Below are 15,357 nucleotides of genomic sequence, written 5' to 3' on the forward strand. Positions count from 1 at the left end.
CCCTCGGTCGTCCGCTCGCGACGCCACACTTCTCAATCGTCCGCAGGCTCCGTGACCGAGCCGCCCTCGCGCTCCCCGAGCGCGTTCCGGACGGCCTCGACGACGGATGCTGCCTCGCTCTCGTCGGGCGCCCGTCCCGCGAAGCTCACCTGCTCGAACGCCTCGGTCACGTCACGCAGTGCCTCGAGTTGCGCCTCGGACAGCCCGGCCTCGCTGGCTCGGCGGTAGAACTCCCAGTGCGTGACCGACGACCCCTCCGTGACGGGCAGCCCACGCCGGACGGCCGCGTAGCCCGACAGCACCGCCCGGGCATAGGCCCCATCCGAGAGTGCCTCCTGTACCGCCTCCACGCCAAGTCCGTGGCCCCCGCCGCCCACCGTGCCACCGTCGTCGCTGGATTCACCGGAGTAGCCCGCTTCCACGGCCGCGTCGTCGACCGTCTCGCCGCCGTCACGTCGACGGAGGAGCACGAACACACCGGCGACCAGCAGGATGCTCAGGATGCCCCCAGCGGCCACCACGGCGGGGTTCGACTCGACGAAGCCGACGGCCCGACCGAACGCACCCTCGGACGATGCCGTCCCCCCGCTCCGCATGGTGAGTTGCTGCCGGACGCGAGCGGCCTCCAGGTTCGTTCCGGCGCCGTCGAACGCGACGACGACGCCCACCTGCTCGCTCCCGGTCGCCGGGAACGACGCGTTCGGCACCGTCACCGTCCCGCGGTAGTACCCGGTCGCGTTCGTCTCGATGGTCCGTACCAGTCGCCCGTCGACACGGACCTCGAGCTCCTGCCCGGGGACGCCCTGGCCGTCGGCCTGCAACCGGCCGACCACCCGGACCGAGCGCTCGCCGACGGCCGTCTGTACGGCCCGCGCATCGAGGGCCGTCTCGGTCGGCGCCACCCGAACCGAGCGGCGGACGGCGTCGACGGTCACCGCCCGGTTCCGCGTCGCCCCCGCGACCGTCAGCGTCCGGTCACCCGGTGCGATTCCGGCCGGAAGGCGTGATTCCAGCACCGCGGCGCCGGTCGCGTTGGTCCGTGCTTCGCCGAGTGTCCGTCCGTCGACACGGAGCCGAAGGGGTACACCCTGCAGGTCGATGGGCTCGCTCCCGTCGGTCGTGACGCTCGCCACGGCACGCACCCCGTCGCGGTATCGGAGCGCCTCGGGCGTCTCCCCGACCGAGAGCGTCGCACGAATCCCCTCGACGGTGGCGTCAACCGTCTCGTTCGCCGGGAGATACACCGAGGTTGCGGGCGGCTGATACCACACCGACAGCGTCCGGTCGCCGGTTCGGATGGTCGTCGGCCGATAGGTCAGCCGGTACGACCCGGACTCGTCGACGGTGACCCGTGTCCGGTCGACGACTCGTGACCCACGCCCGGGGCCGGTCGCCAGCACGACGCTGCCGTTCCGGACCGTCGTCCCGTTGGCCATCCGCACCTGCCCCGTCACGACGAGCGGGTCACGGGCCGAGATGTTCCCCTGGGTCTCGCGGGTGGCCGTCACCGTCGTCGGGACGAACACCGCCGTGACGACCGTGTTCGTCGTGTTAGTGACGTTCGCCGTCACGGCCGCCGTGTTCTGCCTGACGGCCACGAGCGAGACGCCGGTCTGGTTGCCGATGTCGTTCGATGTCCGGGAGACGTTCGTTCCGGTCCGCTGGATGCTCCCCTGCAACTCGAGCAGCTCCCGCGCCAGCCGCCGTGCCCGAGTCGTGTTGCCGTTCCGTCGGGCCTCGCGATACTCACGGTAGGTCTGCCGGAACTGCTGTGTCTCGTTCGCGAACTCCTGTTGCTCTTCCTGGAGGTCGCGGTACGACTCGGCCGACTCGGAATCGTTCTCGGTACCTCCGGCATCCCGCCCGGTCACGTCGACGTACTTCGACAGCGCGTCGCTGTAGCTCCCGTTCAACTCCTCGCACGCGTCGTAGTTCCCGATGCGGATGCCTTCCGAGCAGTCGACCGTGATCTCACCCATCCGGCCGGCGAGCTGCCCGCGGACCGCGGCGAGGTCCCCGTTCTGGTCGGTCTCTTCCGGGTCGCGATGCCGAACCGCCGTCGTGTTGTTCTCGGCCTGGAGCGCCCCGACATGCGAGTCGAGGGCAGCGAACTCGCCGGCACCGGAACGTTCCGGAGTGCTCGCTCCAGCGGCGCTGACGGGTGGGACGATACTCGCAAGCGCGAGCGCGAGCACCAGCACGAGGACGACACGACGGCGCACGTTCGTCCCGACCGTGGCCCCAGGGCATCAAAGAGGCTCCGCCTCGGACTGGACCCCTCGCGAGACCCGGAGAGGGAAGCTTTCAACTCCTCCACCCCTTACCACGACGGTATGCACGCCACGCGCCGTGCCTGGGCGGTCGCCGCGACCGCACTCGTGCTGGCCGCACTCGCGGTGGCCTTCGAGCGGCCGCTCCTCCTGTTCGCCGGCGCGACCGTCGGCGCGTGGCTCCTCGCACACCAGTATCTCTTCACACACCGTGCCGCGACACTCGACGAACGCCTGACCGTCGAGCAGTCGCTCGCCCCGGAACGCGTCGCGACGGACGACCCGACGACCATCACCCTCTCGCTCTCGGTTCCCGACGGCAGCCCGCTCGATGTCAACGCCCGCGGGCGCCGTCCCGTCGCGGGTCGCGCGGTCGACGACGCCGACACGACGCTCGAACTCGGCCGCGGACAGACGGACGCCAGCACGACCTTCGGCGTCACCGTCCCGGTCGCCGGGGCCCACGCCGTCCCCCAGCCCACGCTCCACCTCGCGGACGGTCGTGGCCTCTTCCACGAGACCATCGAACGCGGTCCCACGCCTCGCCTCACCGTCGAGCCCCGCGCCCCCCGGAACGTCCACGTCGGTGCCGGTGGCGACTCCGCCGCGGCCGCCTACGGCGAACACGACGCTGGCCGCATCGGCTCCGGCCTCGAACCCGCGGAGGTCCGCAAGTACATCGCCGGCGACGAGGCCAAACGCATCGACTGGAAGGCGACCGCCCGGCTGAACGAGCCCCACGTCCGCGAGTTCGAGGCCGAGACCGACCGGACGACGGTCCTTCTCATCGACCAGCGGGCCGCGACCGGCCTCGGCCGCGACGGACAGCGCGTCCTCGACTACCTCCGCGAGGTGGCCATCGCCTATCTCGAGAGCGCCCGCGAACTGGACGACCCGCTGGGCTGCTACGCCGTCGGCGACGAGGGCATCACCGTCTCGGAGCCACCGAACGCCGATATCGACACCTACACGACCATCCGCGAGGCCCTGACCGACCTCGAACCGACCGAGGCGCCGAGCGGCCACGGCCGGGCCGACAGGCCGCGGAAGGAGGCCCGCACGCCGGCCACCGCCCGACGAGACGCCGTCCGGCTCGCCGACGAGGAGACGCCGTTCGCGTCGACGCTCCGGCCCTTCCTGGAGACGGCCGACCCGTACGTCGAGCGGGTGGATGCGAACCCGCTGTTCGCGGCGACCCGGAGCCGTCTGACCCGACTCCGTGGCTCGACCTGGACGGTCATCCTCACCGACGACCGCGACCGCGCGGAGCTCCGGGAGGCCGTCAAGGTCGCCCGTCGGGGTGACGACCACGTCGTCGTCTTCGTCGCGCCGCGCGTGCTGTACGAACCGGACGCGATGAGTGACCTCGAGGCCGCCTACGACCGCTATCTCGACTTCGAGGAGTTCCGTCGGAGCCTCGCCGCCCTCGACCGCGTCGAGGCCTTCGAGGTCGCGCCGGGCGACCGCATCGGCGCGCTCCTGGCTCAGCAACAGCGGCGCCGGCAGGCGCCCGGCGAGTCAGCCGGAACGTCGGGCGGCGAGCCGACGGCGAAGATGGGACCCCCACGAGACGGCTCCGATGGTGGTCCCACAGCCCCGGGCCCGGGTGATGGCCGATGAGCGCGGAAGGTGCGACCGGCCGTCGAACGAGTCGGGTCCCGCTGTTCGGGCCCGTGTTCGCGGTGGTGCTCTACCTGGTGGCCGTCGGCATCCTGCCGGGTGCGCCTTCGCTCCCGGTGTTCGGTGCACTGGTTGGTGCCTCGCTTCTCATCCTCGCGTTCTCGTTCGCCGGCACAGGGAGTGCCCTCCGGACGACGGTCGCCTGCTGGGTACTGGCGCTCGTGATGTTTGCCGTCGTGTGGTTGGCCCAGCAAGGAACCGACAGCCTGTGGCTCGTTGCGGTGACGCTGGCCGTCGTCGGCCTGCTGGTGGGCTACGGGCTGCATCGATACGAACGGGTTCAGTTGGGGCTGGTCAGGACAGGTTCAGAGGCAGAGGCAGAAGGCTGATTCAACTATCGTGAAGCGGCACGTACGACCGCAGTTCCTCTATCGCGGTATCGACGAGCGACGACTGCAGTTCTCCCTGTTGATTGTCGAGGTCGCTGAGTTTGAGGGTTGCCACGTACCAGGGGGAGATGTACGCGTCCTTCTCCGAGCCTCCCCGGACCCATCCCGATTCCGGCACATCGATCCCCTGGGAATGGCGCTGCGTCGTCATCGCGACGACGATACATTCGACATCCGCAAACGGATGATTTCGACCGCTGAGAACCAACCACGGTCGATACGCGGGACTGGACTTGTTCGGTGCCGGACCCCACCACACCTCTCCTCGGCGGTCGGTCATTCGGAGGGCTCGTCCTCAGTATCCGCCTCGACACCCGGCCCCCACTCGTCCGGGTCCTCGGCTCCGAGTCGTTCGGTTACTGCTCGCGCGGTCGCCATTCCGCTGATCGTCTTCTCGACATCCGCATCGGGGGAGATTGCCCAGTAGTCCCCACGGTGCCGAACGAGTCCGCGGTCCTCCAGACGGGAGAGTACGACACCAACGCTCCCTCTCGCGACAGCAGTGGCCTCGTGAATCTCCTTCGGGGTGAACGCCTGCTCGGGGGACGAGGCTAGGAACGTGAGAATCGTCTCGGCGTTCGTCCGTCCCTCTGCGCGAAGTTCCTCGGGAGGCCCTTGCTCAAAGCGTTCGATGTCGATGGGCATACGCTCCTTTTGTAATCGGATGTAATAGATGTAATGGGCAAATCAGGCGTCATCTCTCCTCGGCCGCTGGCGGCGCGTGATAATTGACGATGACTCAATCTACAAGGAAATCGTTCAGTGTAGCGAACTCCTCTGCCGTGAGGATGACCTCGGTGTCGAACGCATCGAATCGCTCGAAGTCATCGTCGATCGTCAGTACGGTATTCACCCCCTCGCTAATCGCGACCTGAGCGTAGTACCCATCCCACCCATCGACGTTTGCGTCCCCCGCTCGAGAGAACCCACCCCGAACGACGCCGTCGGGCATCCCGTCGTACCAGTGAACCCGCTTCGCGTCCATGAAGTTCTGTAACAGCCGGGATGCATCGGCGTTCGAGCGTCCGTAGTACGTCGTCAGGACGGTATGTGCCCCGATGAGTGCAGGGTACGGAACGACAGCCTCGATATCTCCGGTGATGGCGTCCCGGACGTACGAGAGCGCCGCCTCCCGGACGGGTGCTTCCGTGTGCGCGAGTGCGATTACACCGACATCGAACAGATACGGCCCCCCGGCGTCACTCATCGTCGGCCTTCTCCGCCCCCCGACGAACAGCCTCACGGTGCTTGCGGGCGATCGGGTCAGCTCCTTCCTCGAGCGACGTTGTCTCGCTCTGTTTCGGAGACGTCTCCTCGACGAGCTGGTCCATGCGTTCGATCACCCGTTCGGGGTCGTCTTCCGGTTCGACGACCGCTTTTCCCTCTTCTTCGTGGATGTCGACCTCCGTCCCGGGTGTGATCCCGAGACGCTCCCGGACCTCCTGCGGGAGGACGATTCGGCCCTTCGAATCCACTTTCACCATGTTCCCACATCTAGTGGGAGTGAGTAAAACGGTTTCCCTCGACTAGTGCTCCGCCGGACCGAATCGTGTGGCGGTTCATGAACCGGTTCCCGGTTCAGAGAGTCGTCTCTCGTCGCTCTCCCCCACGTTCGGCAGGGCGCCGATTCCGGAGGAGCCATGAGTCAGGAGGCGGAGACGGGAGACGAACACGGCATGTCGGGTGCGCTGGACGAAAACGAGCGCGGGGAGGCCGATGACGACAGCGGTGCCTCCGACCAGACCCCAGCGGCACAGGACGACCAGCCCGACCGCGCCACGCTCGCCGCGCAACTCGACCTGCTGCAGGAGGAGAACCGACGACTTCGCCGCGAGTACGCCCGTGCCCGACAGCAGAGCTATCGCCGGACGGCGCTCGGACTCGCGCTCGTCGGCGTCGTCGCGGCCGGGGCGGGCGTCCTCTTCCCGGGCGCCCGCACGGTCCTGTTCGCCCTCGGCGCGACGGGCATCTTCGGCGCACTCCTGACCTACTATCTCACGCCGGAGCGGTTCATCTCGGTCAGCGTCGGGGAAGCCGTCTACGGCACCCTCGCGACCAACGGGACCGCACTGCGCGACGACCTCGGGCTCGGGGGCCCGATATACGTCCCACGCGGGGCGAGCGACGACGTGCGGCTGTTCGCCTCGCAGGCCGACGGTGGCGGCGGTGACCCCGAACTCCCGGCCGGAGCCGACCTCGAGCCCGGCTTCGTCATCACGGATACCACGCGCGGCCTCGCGCTCGTCCCGACGGGTGACGCGCTGTTCGACGAGTTCGAGCGGTCGCTGACGGGCCCGCTGGCGGACGCCCCGAGCGCGCTGGCCGAGCAACTCGCCGACGGCCTCGTCGAGCAGTTCGAACTCGTCGACGGGACCGACGTGGACGCGAGCCACGAGCGCGTCACCGTCGGTATCTCCGGGTCCGCGTACGGCGACGTGGGGCGCTTCGACCACCCGGTCGCATCGTTCCTCGCGGCCGGCTTCGCCCGCGGGTTCGAGGTTCCCACGGAGACCGAGGTTACGGAAGCGGATGGTCGGGCGGACGTGGCCGTGACTGTGCGGCCCGCTCGGGAGGAGGAGGCGTTCGAGACGGACACTCCGCCCACAGACCAGTGAGGGTGGCCGTAGTCAGCGTCCAGTGAGGGATAATCTTCCCCGTATCCGCCGATTATCGCCAGTCCCGGCGGCCATTATCGTGATAATGATTATCCTGATAACGACCTGCTCGTACTGCGGTAAACTGGTGGTGACGTAGGGGAAGACAGCCCGGAAAAGTCGAAGCTCGTTGTGCGCGGCGTCGCTTACCTCTCGACACCTGAACCGCCGTCGCTGACCGCCTCCTCCTCGCCGCCCTCCGTCTCCTCCAGCATCCCCTCGGCACTCGGCGGTGCCACCGACGCGACCACGTCCTGCACCACCTCGCGTGCCGTCATGTCGCTCAGTTCCGCGTCCGTACTCAACACCAGCCGATGCGCGAGGATGGGCTCTGCCAGTGCCTTCACGTCGTCTGGGATGACGTACTCGCGCCCCTCGATGGCGGCCTGTGCCTTCCCGGCGTTGAGGAAGGCCAGCGTTGCCCGTGGCGAGGCACCGTGAGCCGTGTCCGGACTCTCACGGGTCGCCGCGACGAGGTCGAGGATGTACTCCTTGACCGGCTGCTCGACGTGGATATCGGTCACGGTCTCGCGGGCTTCCTGGAGGCCCTCGGGGTCGACGACCTGCTCGACAGCGTCCGGGCCGAGCCCCGGCTCGCTGTCGAACCGGTCGAGGATGGCCGACTCCGTCTCGCGGTCGGGCAGGTCGACGGTCAGCTTGAACTGGAAGCGGTCGCGCTGGGCCTCGGGCAGCGAGAACGTCCCCTCGAACTCGATGGGGTTCTGCGTCGCGACGACGAAGAACGGGTCCGGGAGCGAGTGCGTCTCCCCTTCGATGGTGACGGTTCGCTCCTGCATCGCCTCGAGCAGCGCGGACTGGGTCTTCGGCGTGGCGCGGTTGATCTCGTCGGCCACCACCACGTTCGCGAAGACGGGGCCCTTCTGGACCACGAACTCGCCGGTGTTCTCGCGGTAGACGTTCGTCCCCGTCACGTCGGCGGGCAGCACGTCGGGCGTCATCTGGATGCGGTTGTACTCCAGCCCGGTCGCCCGGGCCATCAGGTTCGCCATCGTCGTCTTCGCCACCCCAGGGACGCCCTCCAGCAGGACGTGGCCCCGCGTCAGCAGCGCGATGGTCAGGCGGTCGACGGTGTCCTCGTTGCCGATGAGCACCGTGCTCACTTCCTCGCGGACGGCCGCGGCCACCGACGCGGGGTCAGTCATCTGCGCCACCTTCGCCGCGTTCCGTTGAAATCCCTTGTGCAATCCGCCGGATTCGCGACTCGTCCCACTCTGGGTGTTGCTCGCGGAGGTACGCCACGAGGGCGGCCTCCGTCACGGGCGGGGCGTCGGACGGGCGCTTGCGGCGAAGTCGCCCCACGGCGCTACCCAGTCGTCCGAACAAGCCGGCACCCCACGCACCGACGAGGCCGACCGCGAGGAAGCCGACGGCCGTCTGCAGCAGCGGCGCGTTCCGGACGGTCACGAGCGCGAGCGACAGCGGCGGCAGGTCGGCGGTGTGCGAGAAATCCAGCAGCAGCCGGTCCTCGCTGGCCACGAGGTTGCGAGCGAACCGGCGGTTGCCCGAGCGCTCCAGCATCGTGTTGATGAACACGCTGGGGTCCGAGACGACCACGACCCGTCCCTGGCCCACGCGCTCGACCGTCGCGACCGGTCGCGAGGCCAGCCGCTCGGTATCGTCGAGTGCCTCGTTACCGTTCGTGTCCAGATACGCGAATCCGGACGAGCGGACGAGGACGGTCGCGTTCGCATCGCCCGGCTCGACGACGCTGCCGTAGTTGAGCGTCAGGCGCTCGACACCGCGCGTCAGCGTCTCGTTGTCCGTGACGTTCCGTGCGACGGGCATCGCTGGCGAGCGGTAGTTGTGGCGTTCGTCCCGGAGGAGCGTGCCGTTGACTCGTGCCGTCGCGCCGACGCCGCCCAGGAGTTCGTTGCCACCGGCCCCCACGTCCTCGGCGACGACGAGCGTGCCGCCGCGGGCGAGGAAACCACGGATAGCCGCGAGGTCGCGCTCCGAGTAGGAGCGATCGGGCGCGAGGACGACCGCGACGGTCCCGTCGCCGGCACCGCGATATTCGCTCACGTTCCGGGCGACCGTCGTCTCCGTCCCGGCCTCGTCGGCCACCGTCCGGAGTTCCGAGGTCCCCTCCCAGCCCGGATTGTAGAGCCCGAACGCGGCCGAGGAGGTACTCGCCGCGACGAGGACACCCAGCAGCGTCGCTGCGACGAGCGCCACCAGCAACACGCGGGGAACGTCCCACTCGATGCCCAGCAGTTCACGCGCCACTCAGCCGAACACCCCCGGCGGCAGGATGGCGAGGATGCGCCGCACCACGATGTAGCCGAAGACGACGAGCCCGAGTCCGATGAGCCACTTCAGCCGCGAGCGCCACCGCGGCGTCACGTTGAACGGGGCCGTCAACTCGACCACGACGAGGAAGCCGATGAGCGAGACGACGAAGAACAGTTCGTACGAGAGCGACCCGAGCAGCGACAGGCCCAGCACCGTCGCCAGCATCCACGCCAGTTGCGCGTGGACGAACCGCTGTCGCCGTCGGGTCGCCATTGTGGGTGTGTTCGGGGGAGGGCGTTAGAAGGTGTCGGGCTTCGATGGCCGAGTGCGAACGCCCGCTGCCCCCATCCCTCGCAGCATCGACCACCGGTCTGCTCGTGGCGCGTCCCGTCACCGTCGCCCTCGGGCTACGCTCGGGTCTGGGCCAGCATCGTCGGCCCCCCTTCCGGCCTCGCTGCCGGGGATTCAGACGAGACCGTGGGAGCCTCCGCCACAGTGATACCCTGTCGTCGAGATGGGCCGGTACGATGCCCTCTCAGGATGCCCTCCTGCTCGCCGTCTGGAACTGGCTCAACCGGATGCGTGACCGCAACCCCCGCCGACTGGCGGTCCTGCTGGTCGTGACGGGTGTCGTCCTCGCCGTCCTGGGGTGGTACTTCCGGCCGTGGCTCCACGGGGTCGTCTACGGCCTCTACACGACGCCGATCGCCCTGCCGGTCGTGGTGCTCGGGTTGGTGGTCCTGGCCTTCCTCCGCCCGCGCCTCGGCACACCCGGCGCTGCCCAGGTCGCACTGGTCCTGGCTGGCTTCATGCTCTTCGTCGGCATCGGCGGTGCCGGCCTGCTGGCCGGCGAGGAACTCGGGAAGACGACGATGACCCGCTCGGACACGGCCGGCAACCTCAGCGAGACCGACCCGGCGAAGCCGCGGGTCGTCCCGCAGAGCGTGGCGACGCGGTACGCCTCGAACACCCTGAACTTCCCACAGTACCGCATCGCCGGCGGCGACATCACCGTCCGTAACGGGACGCCGTACTGGTCGTACGCGCTCGCGCCGGACGGGACGTTCAACCATCTCACCAAGCGCCAGCACGGGACGGTGCTCGTCGACATGACCGAGCAGAACGCGGAGGTCGACACCGTCGTCGGCGACCTGCAGAAGGGAATCGGCCCAGCCTTCTACAACAACTACAGGTTCGAGACGCTGAAGCGGGCCGACTACCTCGTCCAGTACCAGGACCCGTACATGGTGGTCCACGAGGGCGAGCAGTACATCGCCGTCCCGTACACGAAACCGAAGTTCCACTGGCTCCCGCTGCCGTACACGACGCCCGAATGGGGCGGGGTGGTCCTGCTCGACCGCGACGGCACCGTCGAGGACCTCTCGCCAGCGGAGGCCCGTGACCATCCCGCGCTGTCGGGCCAGAAGCTCTACCCGTTCGACCTGACCCGCCGGAAGGTCGCGGCGACGAAGTACCGCAACGGCATCGTCAACACGTTCACGAGCCACGAGGACGAGATCGAGGTCGCGCCCGTTCCGGGCGAGGGCAACAGCCAGCCGTTCCTCGTGTTCACGGGGGCCGGCCCGGAGTACGTCGTCGCGGTCGAGCCGTACGGTCAGGCCCAGGGGCTGAAGGAGGTCTGGACAATCGACGCGCGGACCGGCGAGTACGAGCGGTACTCACCGACGGCGTCGCTGTTCGGCGCCCGCAAGGCGACCGACTACGTCCGGCAGGCCGCCCGGACGACCGACTGGAACCGGTTCACTCCCTCCGAGCCAATCCCCGTCGTGGTCGATAGCCAGCTCTACTGGCAGGTTCGGATCGTCCCCGAGGACAGCAGTGGCATCGCGTACACGGCGTTCGTCAATGCCCGCTCCAGCGATGTCCACGAGGTCACGACGACCGCGGAGGTGACCGCCTTCCTCCGGGGCGAGCGCGTCGACGGCGGGGGCGGTGACGGCCAGCCGGGTGACCGGACGCCGACCCTGGTCGTCGAGCGGGTCGCGCCGAACGGAACCGTCGTCGGGACGCTGGAGATATACGACGACGAGACCGTCCGCGTCCGGCAGGGGAACGCCACCGCGACGAACGCGACGAACGCGACGACCGGCCCGTCCTCGGGCTGAGGTCGTGGACGCGTCCCGAACGACCTATCCACGTCCCCGCGATACGTCCGGCTGAATGTGGCCCTGGGCCCACGCCGCGCTCGGCTACCTCGCCTACACGCTGTACCTGCGTGGCCGATTCAGCGAGCGACCGGTCGGACTTCCCGTCGTTGCACTGGGATTCGGCACCCAGCTCCCGGACCTCATCGACAAGACGCTGGCGTGGTACGTCGGCGTCCTGCCGTACGGCCGGTCGCTGGCACACTCGCTGCTGACGGGGACGGTCATCATGCTCGCCGTCGTCGCGGTGCTCCGACTCCGGGGAGCCGAAACCTCGGGGACGGCACTCGCCATCGGCTACGCGTCGCACTTCTTCGGTGACGCGTTCGGCTCGCTGGTGTCACTGAGCTTCGGCGACCTCGTGTTCCTGGCGTGGCCGCTAGCACCATCACCATCGACCGAGACGGTCGGTATCCTCACCCATCTCCGGGACATCGAGGGGTCGCCGCTGTTCCTGTTCGGCCTCGGTCTCACGGTGGTCGGGCTCGGGCTCTGGTACCGACACGGGCTGCCCGGGCTCCGGGAGCTGGTCGGACTCCTCACGTCCGAGGGGCGGTCGCCCGAGTCGGACGTGGAGTGAGCGGTCCCTCAGGGGTATGACGAGCGGGGCACTCAGTAGGTTTCTATGGTGTCATCGTCGAGTCTCCCGAAATTGCCGCCGATTTCTCACGAAGTTATCTCGCATATATGAGACCCCTCAAAAGACATAATAGATTACGGCGACGAGTGACAGGTATGACCGACCCTGGCCTCGAATCGTGGACTGATGGGCTATCATCTCGCGAGCGTGTCAGGGAGATCGCGACGACACTCACCCGGCCTCGCTCCGTCGAGTGGGTCCGTGAACAGGCACAGATCTCCTCGTGGCAGACCGCGAAAGACGAACTGGAGATGCTCGTCGAATTCGGGCAGATTCACGATATCGAGGGCGACGACGGGAACACGAAGTACGCTCCGAACTACCAGCTCCGATATTTCAACGAAGTAACCGAGCTGATCAATGACCACAGTCGCGAGGAGCTCCGTGAGGAGATCGCCACGATTCAAGCGGAGATCGACGAATGGAAGACCGAATTCGACATCGAATCACGGGACGATCTGGAATCGACGCTCACCGATGACGACCTCACCAGCGAGGCCATCCAGGAACGGAATCGTGTGCTTCGACAGTGGGAAACCTATGAGGACAATAAACGCCTGCTCAAGCACGCACTCGAACTCTACGACGATGCCCGGTCGCTCTACCCCGGACAGGACGGTTCACCGAACTCCTCGATGCCACTCTCCCAGTAGACTGTTCGATGATATTTCTCGCGAATCGCGCGAACCTCGTTGACATCCTCCCCGCCCTGAAGGGCGAGGATTCCCGAGCGTTGGGATATTAAGGTTCGCAACCCACCTGTTCCCTCGGGCGGAACGACCCGGAGGTTTGGTTGAACAGGTAGGCTACTGGCCGTGCCAAACGACCGTTACTCATATCCTCCGTCGGAGGACTCTGAGTTATCTTTCTCCGAATATTCACCGCACCATTCACGTCCGCGTTCATCGTCGCACCACACGACTCACAGACGTACAAGCCACGCTCCACACGATTCGCGTCACGCTTCCGCCCACAGCACGAACACGTCTTTGACGTGTCTCGCTCACTCGTTCGGTCTACGAGGATGCCGTGTTCTTCGGCCTTGTATTCGAGCAACGTAGTGAACCGGTCGAACTCCCATCCGTGGAGTTTCTTGTTTCCACGCTTGCCCCAGTTACGTGAGTCCCCGTTCTCGTCTTCACGAATCTCGCTCAAATCACCGATGGGGATACGACCGACCTCGTGGTCGATGCACTGCTCGACGATGTGCTTGGCGAGCGCGTGTAGGAAGTGGTCTTTCCGACGCGAGAGTTTCTGACGGGCACGGAGCGCACGGCGTGACGGGCCGTTCTCGCCCTCTGTGTCGTATTCGTCACGGGTGAAGTAGTGCTTGTCCTGCTTCAGCACGTTCCCCGGATACAACTCGGCCTCTCCATCGTCGTAGGCGATGGCGAGGTAGTTGTTGATACCGAGGTCGATTCCAGCCGTGTTGTCGCCGGGTGCGTTCTCGACGGGAATCTCAACCTTGCAGATGAGGTGGAGTTCCCAGCGGTCGCCGTTCCAGACGGCTCTGACCTGTTGGATGTTCTCCACGGTCACGTCTGGTCGCGTCTCGTACTCACAGAGGATGAAGTCAGAGCGGTGGTTCTTCAGGTTGAAGCCTTTGCTCAGACGGAGTTTGTTGTGCTTTGAATCGTGCTTGATACCCTTCTGCTTCCACGTCACGGTGGAGCGTGGGTGTTCGTCGCCGTGTTTGCGGTAGCCGGGTGGGTTGGCGTCTTCGTCTCCGCGTTGGCGTGCTTTGTACCAACTATTGAACGACTCAGCAAGCTCTTCGAGAACTCGCTGACTTGACTGAGAATGGAGGTCACTGTATCGTTCGTGTTCCTTGAGTTCGGATTTGAGTTCGCCGTCGTCGGGGATTTCCCCGTCTTCGTCCCACCGACCCTGCGTGTAGTATCGGGCGACGTTCCACAGTTTCGACGCGGAGAACCCGCACTGGTCGAGGTCGTCGCTCACCTGAGAGTGATTGACGATTTTCGCTCGATAGGTGCGAGTGGTCGCCAGCATCGGACTGTGTTCATAACCTGTTATGGAAGATTGTATATTAAAAGTAACGACTGGGCGTGGAATATCCAGTACTTCCATCGAACGTAGTTAGTGGAAGAGTTGTCGGCTGTATCCCCGCCCTGAAGGGCGGGGTTTTAGCCTTGCAACTTCCATAAGACCGGTGTTCGAGCGACGATTGCAGCACCGATATTCCTGACGAGGTCGTATCCTGTCGATGAAGCCGAACTTCAGATTTCGTTCGACTTCCCACAGGACTACGCGTATGATTTCTACAAGGTCCAGTGGGTCGAGCCCGAGCGTGACCTCATGATCGGATGGCATCAGGATGAAACACACATGAGTCTCGGAGAATGCCACCTCCAGATTGATCATCGAGGAGAGACGGTACAGCGAGAGGAGGCCGGGTTCCTCGATTCACACCCTCTGAACGTGTTTGAACAGCGAATTGATGGGCTAGTTAGTGTACTCGACGAACTACGGTGGGAAAACGACCGCCCCTCCATCCCGGAACACGCCATTCGTTGACATCCTCCCACGACTTCAGTCGTGGGCGTTCTCCTCAAATCTCTGTAATCGACACTAGCGGCCGACAATCTGCCCGTCCCGCAGCGTCACGGTCCGCTCGAACCGCTCGCCCAGTGCCCGGTCGTGACTCACGACCACGAGCGCCGTCTCTGCGGTGGCCTCGTCGAGCAGGTCCAGCACCCGCCCCTCGGTGTCGGGGTCGAGTTGCCCGGTCGGCTCGTCGGCCAGCACGACTGCGGGCCGGTTGGCCAGCGCCCGGGCGATGGCGACGCGCTGTTTCTCGCCACCCGACAGCGACGCCGGGTACTGGTCGGTGAGGTCGACGATGTCGAGCCGTTCGAACAGCGTGTCCAGCCACTCGCCGTCGTGGCTCCCGCCGTGTTCCTGCGGTAGCGCGGCGTTCTCCCGGGCCGTCAGGTCCGGGATGAGCTGGAAGTCCTGGAAGACGATGCCGACGTGGTCGCGGCGCAGCGCCGCCCGTTTGCGCTCCGGGAGCGAGGCGGCGTCGGTCCCGCGGACGAGAATCCGGCCCTCGGTCGGCGGTTCGAGCAGCCCGAGCACGCGGAACAGCGTCGTCTTCCCGGCGCCGCTCGGCCCGCGGATGAGCATTCGGGCCTCGGGCGGGACCGCGAGTGAGACATCTGTCAGGACGCGGGTTCCACCCCGGTCGACCGAGACACCATCCGCGGCCAGCACGGGCTCGTCGGGACTGCTCGCATCCGTCGACTCCCGCCCCTCCGTTGCCATCACTCCCCGCTTCTGCCGACGGGT

Annotated in this window: 16 protein-coding genes; 6 read left to right on the forward strand and 10 right to left on the reverse strand. The window is 66.7% G+C overall.

Annotated elements, in window-relative coordinates:
• Positions 1-32: 32 nt before the first annotated feature.
• Positions 33-2,222, reverse strand: coding sequence for a DUF4129 domain-containing protein (locus tag NL115_RS01290; RefSeq protein WP_254831424.1), 2,190 nt, complete (start codon positions 2,220-2,222; stop codon positions 33-35).
• Positions 2,223-2,333: 111 nt separating this feature from the next.
• Between NL115_RS01290 and NL115_RS01295 the strand changes: the two genes are divergently transcribed.
• Positions 2,334-3,890 carry a DUF58 domain-containing protein gene (locus NL115_RS01295; RefSeq protein WP_254831425.1) on the forward strand — a complete coding sequence of 519 codons (1,557 nt, stop codon included), beginning with the start codon at positions 2,334-2,336 and terminating at the stop codon, positions 3,888-3,890.
• Positions 3,887-4,279, forward strand: a complete 393-nt coding sequence (locus tag NL115_RS01300) for a DUF8163 family membrane protein (RefSeq protein WP_254831426.1) — start codon at positions 3,887-3,889, stop codon at positions 4,277-4,279. Before NL115_RS01295 ends, NL115_RS01300 begins: the two co-directional genes overlap by 4 nt.
• A 1-nt stretch (position 4,280) precedes the next feature.
• On the opposite strand, the gene NL115_RS01305 is transcribed toward NL115_RS01300, so the two are convergent.
• The 4 genes from NL115_RS01305 to NL115_RS01320 form a co-directional block, all read right to left on the reverse strand.
• Positions 4,281-4,619 carry a type II toxin-antitoxin system PemK/MazF family toxin gene (locus tag NL115_RS01305; RefSeq protein WP_254831427.1) on the reverse strand — a complete coding sequence of 113 codons (339 nt, stop codon included), beginning with the start codon at positions 4,617-4,619 and terminating at the stop codon, positions 4,281-4,283.
• Positions 4,616-4,984, reverse strand: coding sequence for a MarR family transcriptional regulator (locus NL115_RS01310; protein WP_254831428.1), 369 nt, complete (start codon positions 4,982-4,984; stop codon positions 4,616-4,618). Before NL115_RS01310 ends, NL115_RS01305 begins: the two co-directional genes overlap by 4 nt.
• Before the next feature lie 94 nt (positions 4,985-5,078).
• Positions 5,079-5,546: a type II toxin-antitoxin system VapC family toxin gene (locus tag NL115_RS01315; protein WP_254831429.1), complete on the reverse strand. Its 468-nt coding sequence runs from the start codon at positions 5,544-5,546 to the stop codon at positions 5,079-5,081.
• Positions 5,539-5,823, reverse strand: a complete 285-nt coding sequence (locus NL115_RS01320) for an AbrB/MazE/SpoVT family DNA-binding domain-containing protein (protein WP_254831430.1) — start codon at positions 5,821-5,823, stop codon at positions 5,539-5,541. Before NL115_RS01320 ends, NL115_RS01315 begins: the two co-directional genes overlap by 8 nt.
• Before the next feature lie 156 nt (positions 5,824-5,979).
• On the opposite strand from NL115_RS01320, the gene NL115_RS01325 reads away from it, so the two are divergent.
• Positions 5,980-6,954 (forward strand): DUF7982 domain-containing protein, encoded by a 975-nt coding sequence (locus tag NL115_RS01325; protein ID WP_254831431.1) that lies wholly within the window; start codon positions 5,980-5,982, stop codon positions 6,952-6,954.
• 185 nt (positions 6,955-7,139) lie between these two features.
• Here the strand turns inward: NL115_RS01325 and NL115_RS01330 are convergent, their stop codons facing one another.
• Genes NL115_RS01330 through NL115_RS01340 form a run of 3 tightly spaced genes read right to left on the reverse strand, consistent with a single transcriptional unit; the run spans position 7,140 to position 9,519 of the window.
• On the reverse strand, positions 7,140-8,156 hold the full coding sequence (locus NL115_RS01330) for an AAA family ATPase (protein WP_254831432.1): 1,017 nt from the start codon (positions 8,154-8,156) through the stop codon (positions 7,140-7,142).
• Positions 8,149-9,240 carry a DUF4350 domain-containing protein gene (locus NL115_RS01335; RefSeq protein ID WP_254831433.1) on the reverse strand — a complete coding sequence of 364 codons (1,092 nt, stop codon included), beginning with the start codon at positions 9,238-9,240 and terminating at the stop codon, positions 8,149-8,151. The genes NL115_RS01330 and NL115_RS01335 overlap by 8 nt, the downstream gene beginning before the upstream one ends.
• A complete protein-coding gene (locus NL115_RS01340; protein WP_254831434.1) occupies positions 9,241-9,519 on the reverse strand; it encodes a DUF8044 family membrane protein in 279 nt (92 codons plus the stop codon).
• A 254-nt stretch (positions 9,520-9,773) separates the two neighbouring features.
• Between NL115_RS01340 and NL115_RS01345 the strand changes: the two genes are divergently transcribed.
• The 3 genes from NL115_RS01345 to NL115_RS01355 all read left to right on the forward strand — a co-directional run bounded on the left by NL115_RS01345 (position 9,774) and on the right by NL115_RS01355 (position 12,704).
• Positions 9,774-11,372, forward strand: a complete 1,599-nt coding sequence (locus NL115_RS01345) for an ABC transporter permease (protein ID WP_254831435.1) — start codon at positions 9,774-9,776, stop codon at positions 11,370-11,372.
• Positions 11,373-11,427: 55 nt separating this feature from the next.
• On the forward strand, positions 11,428-11,991 hold the full coding sequence (locus NL115_RS01350) for a metal-dependent hydrolase (RefSeq protein WP_254831436.1): 564 nt from the start codon (positions 11,428-11,430) through the stop codon (positions 11,989-11,991).
• 155 nt (positions 11,992-12,146) lie between these two features.
• Positions 12,147-12,704 (forward strand): DUF7342 family protein, encoded by a 558-nt coding sequence (locus tag NL115_RS01355; RefSeq protein ID WP_254822954.1) that lies wholly within the window; start codon positions 12,147-12,149, stop codon positions 12,702-12,704.
• Between the two features lie 88 nt (positions 12,705-12,792).
• Here NL115_RS01355 and NL115_RS01360 read toward each other — a convergent pair whose 3' ends face one another.
• Together NL115_RS01360 and NL115_RS01365 are read right to left on the reverse strand one after the other, a co-directional pair.
• Positions 12,793-14,061, reverse strand: a complete 1,269-nt coding sequence (locus NL115_RS01360) for an RNA-guided endonuclease InsQ/TnpB family protein (RefSeq protein ID WP_254831437.1) — start codon at positions 14,059-14,061, stop codon at positions 12,793-12,795.
• A 579-nt stretch (positions 14,062-14,640) separates the two neighbouring features.
• A complete protein-coding gene (locus NL115_RS01365; protein ID WP_254831438.1) occupies positions 14,641-15,333 on the reverse strand; it encodes an ABC transporter ATP-binding protein in 693 nt (230 codons plus the stop codon).
• Between the last annotated feature and the right edge of the window lie 24 nt (positions 15,334-15,357).

The organism is Haloglomus salinum, assembly GCF_024298825.1.
In the GTDB taxonomy this organism is placed as follows: Archaea; Halobacteriota; Halobacteria; order Halobacteriales; family Haloarculaceae; genus Haloglomus; species Haloglomus salinum.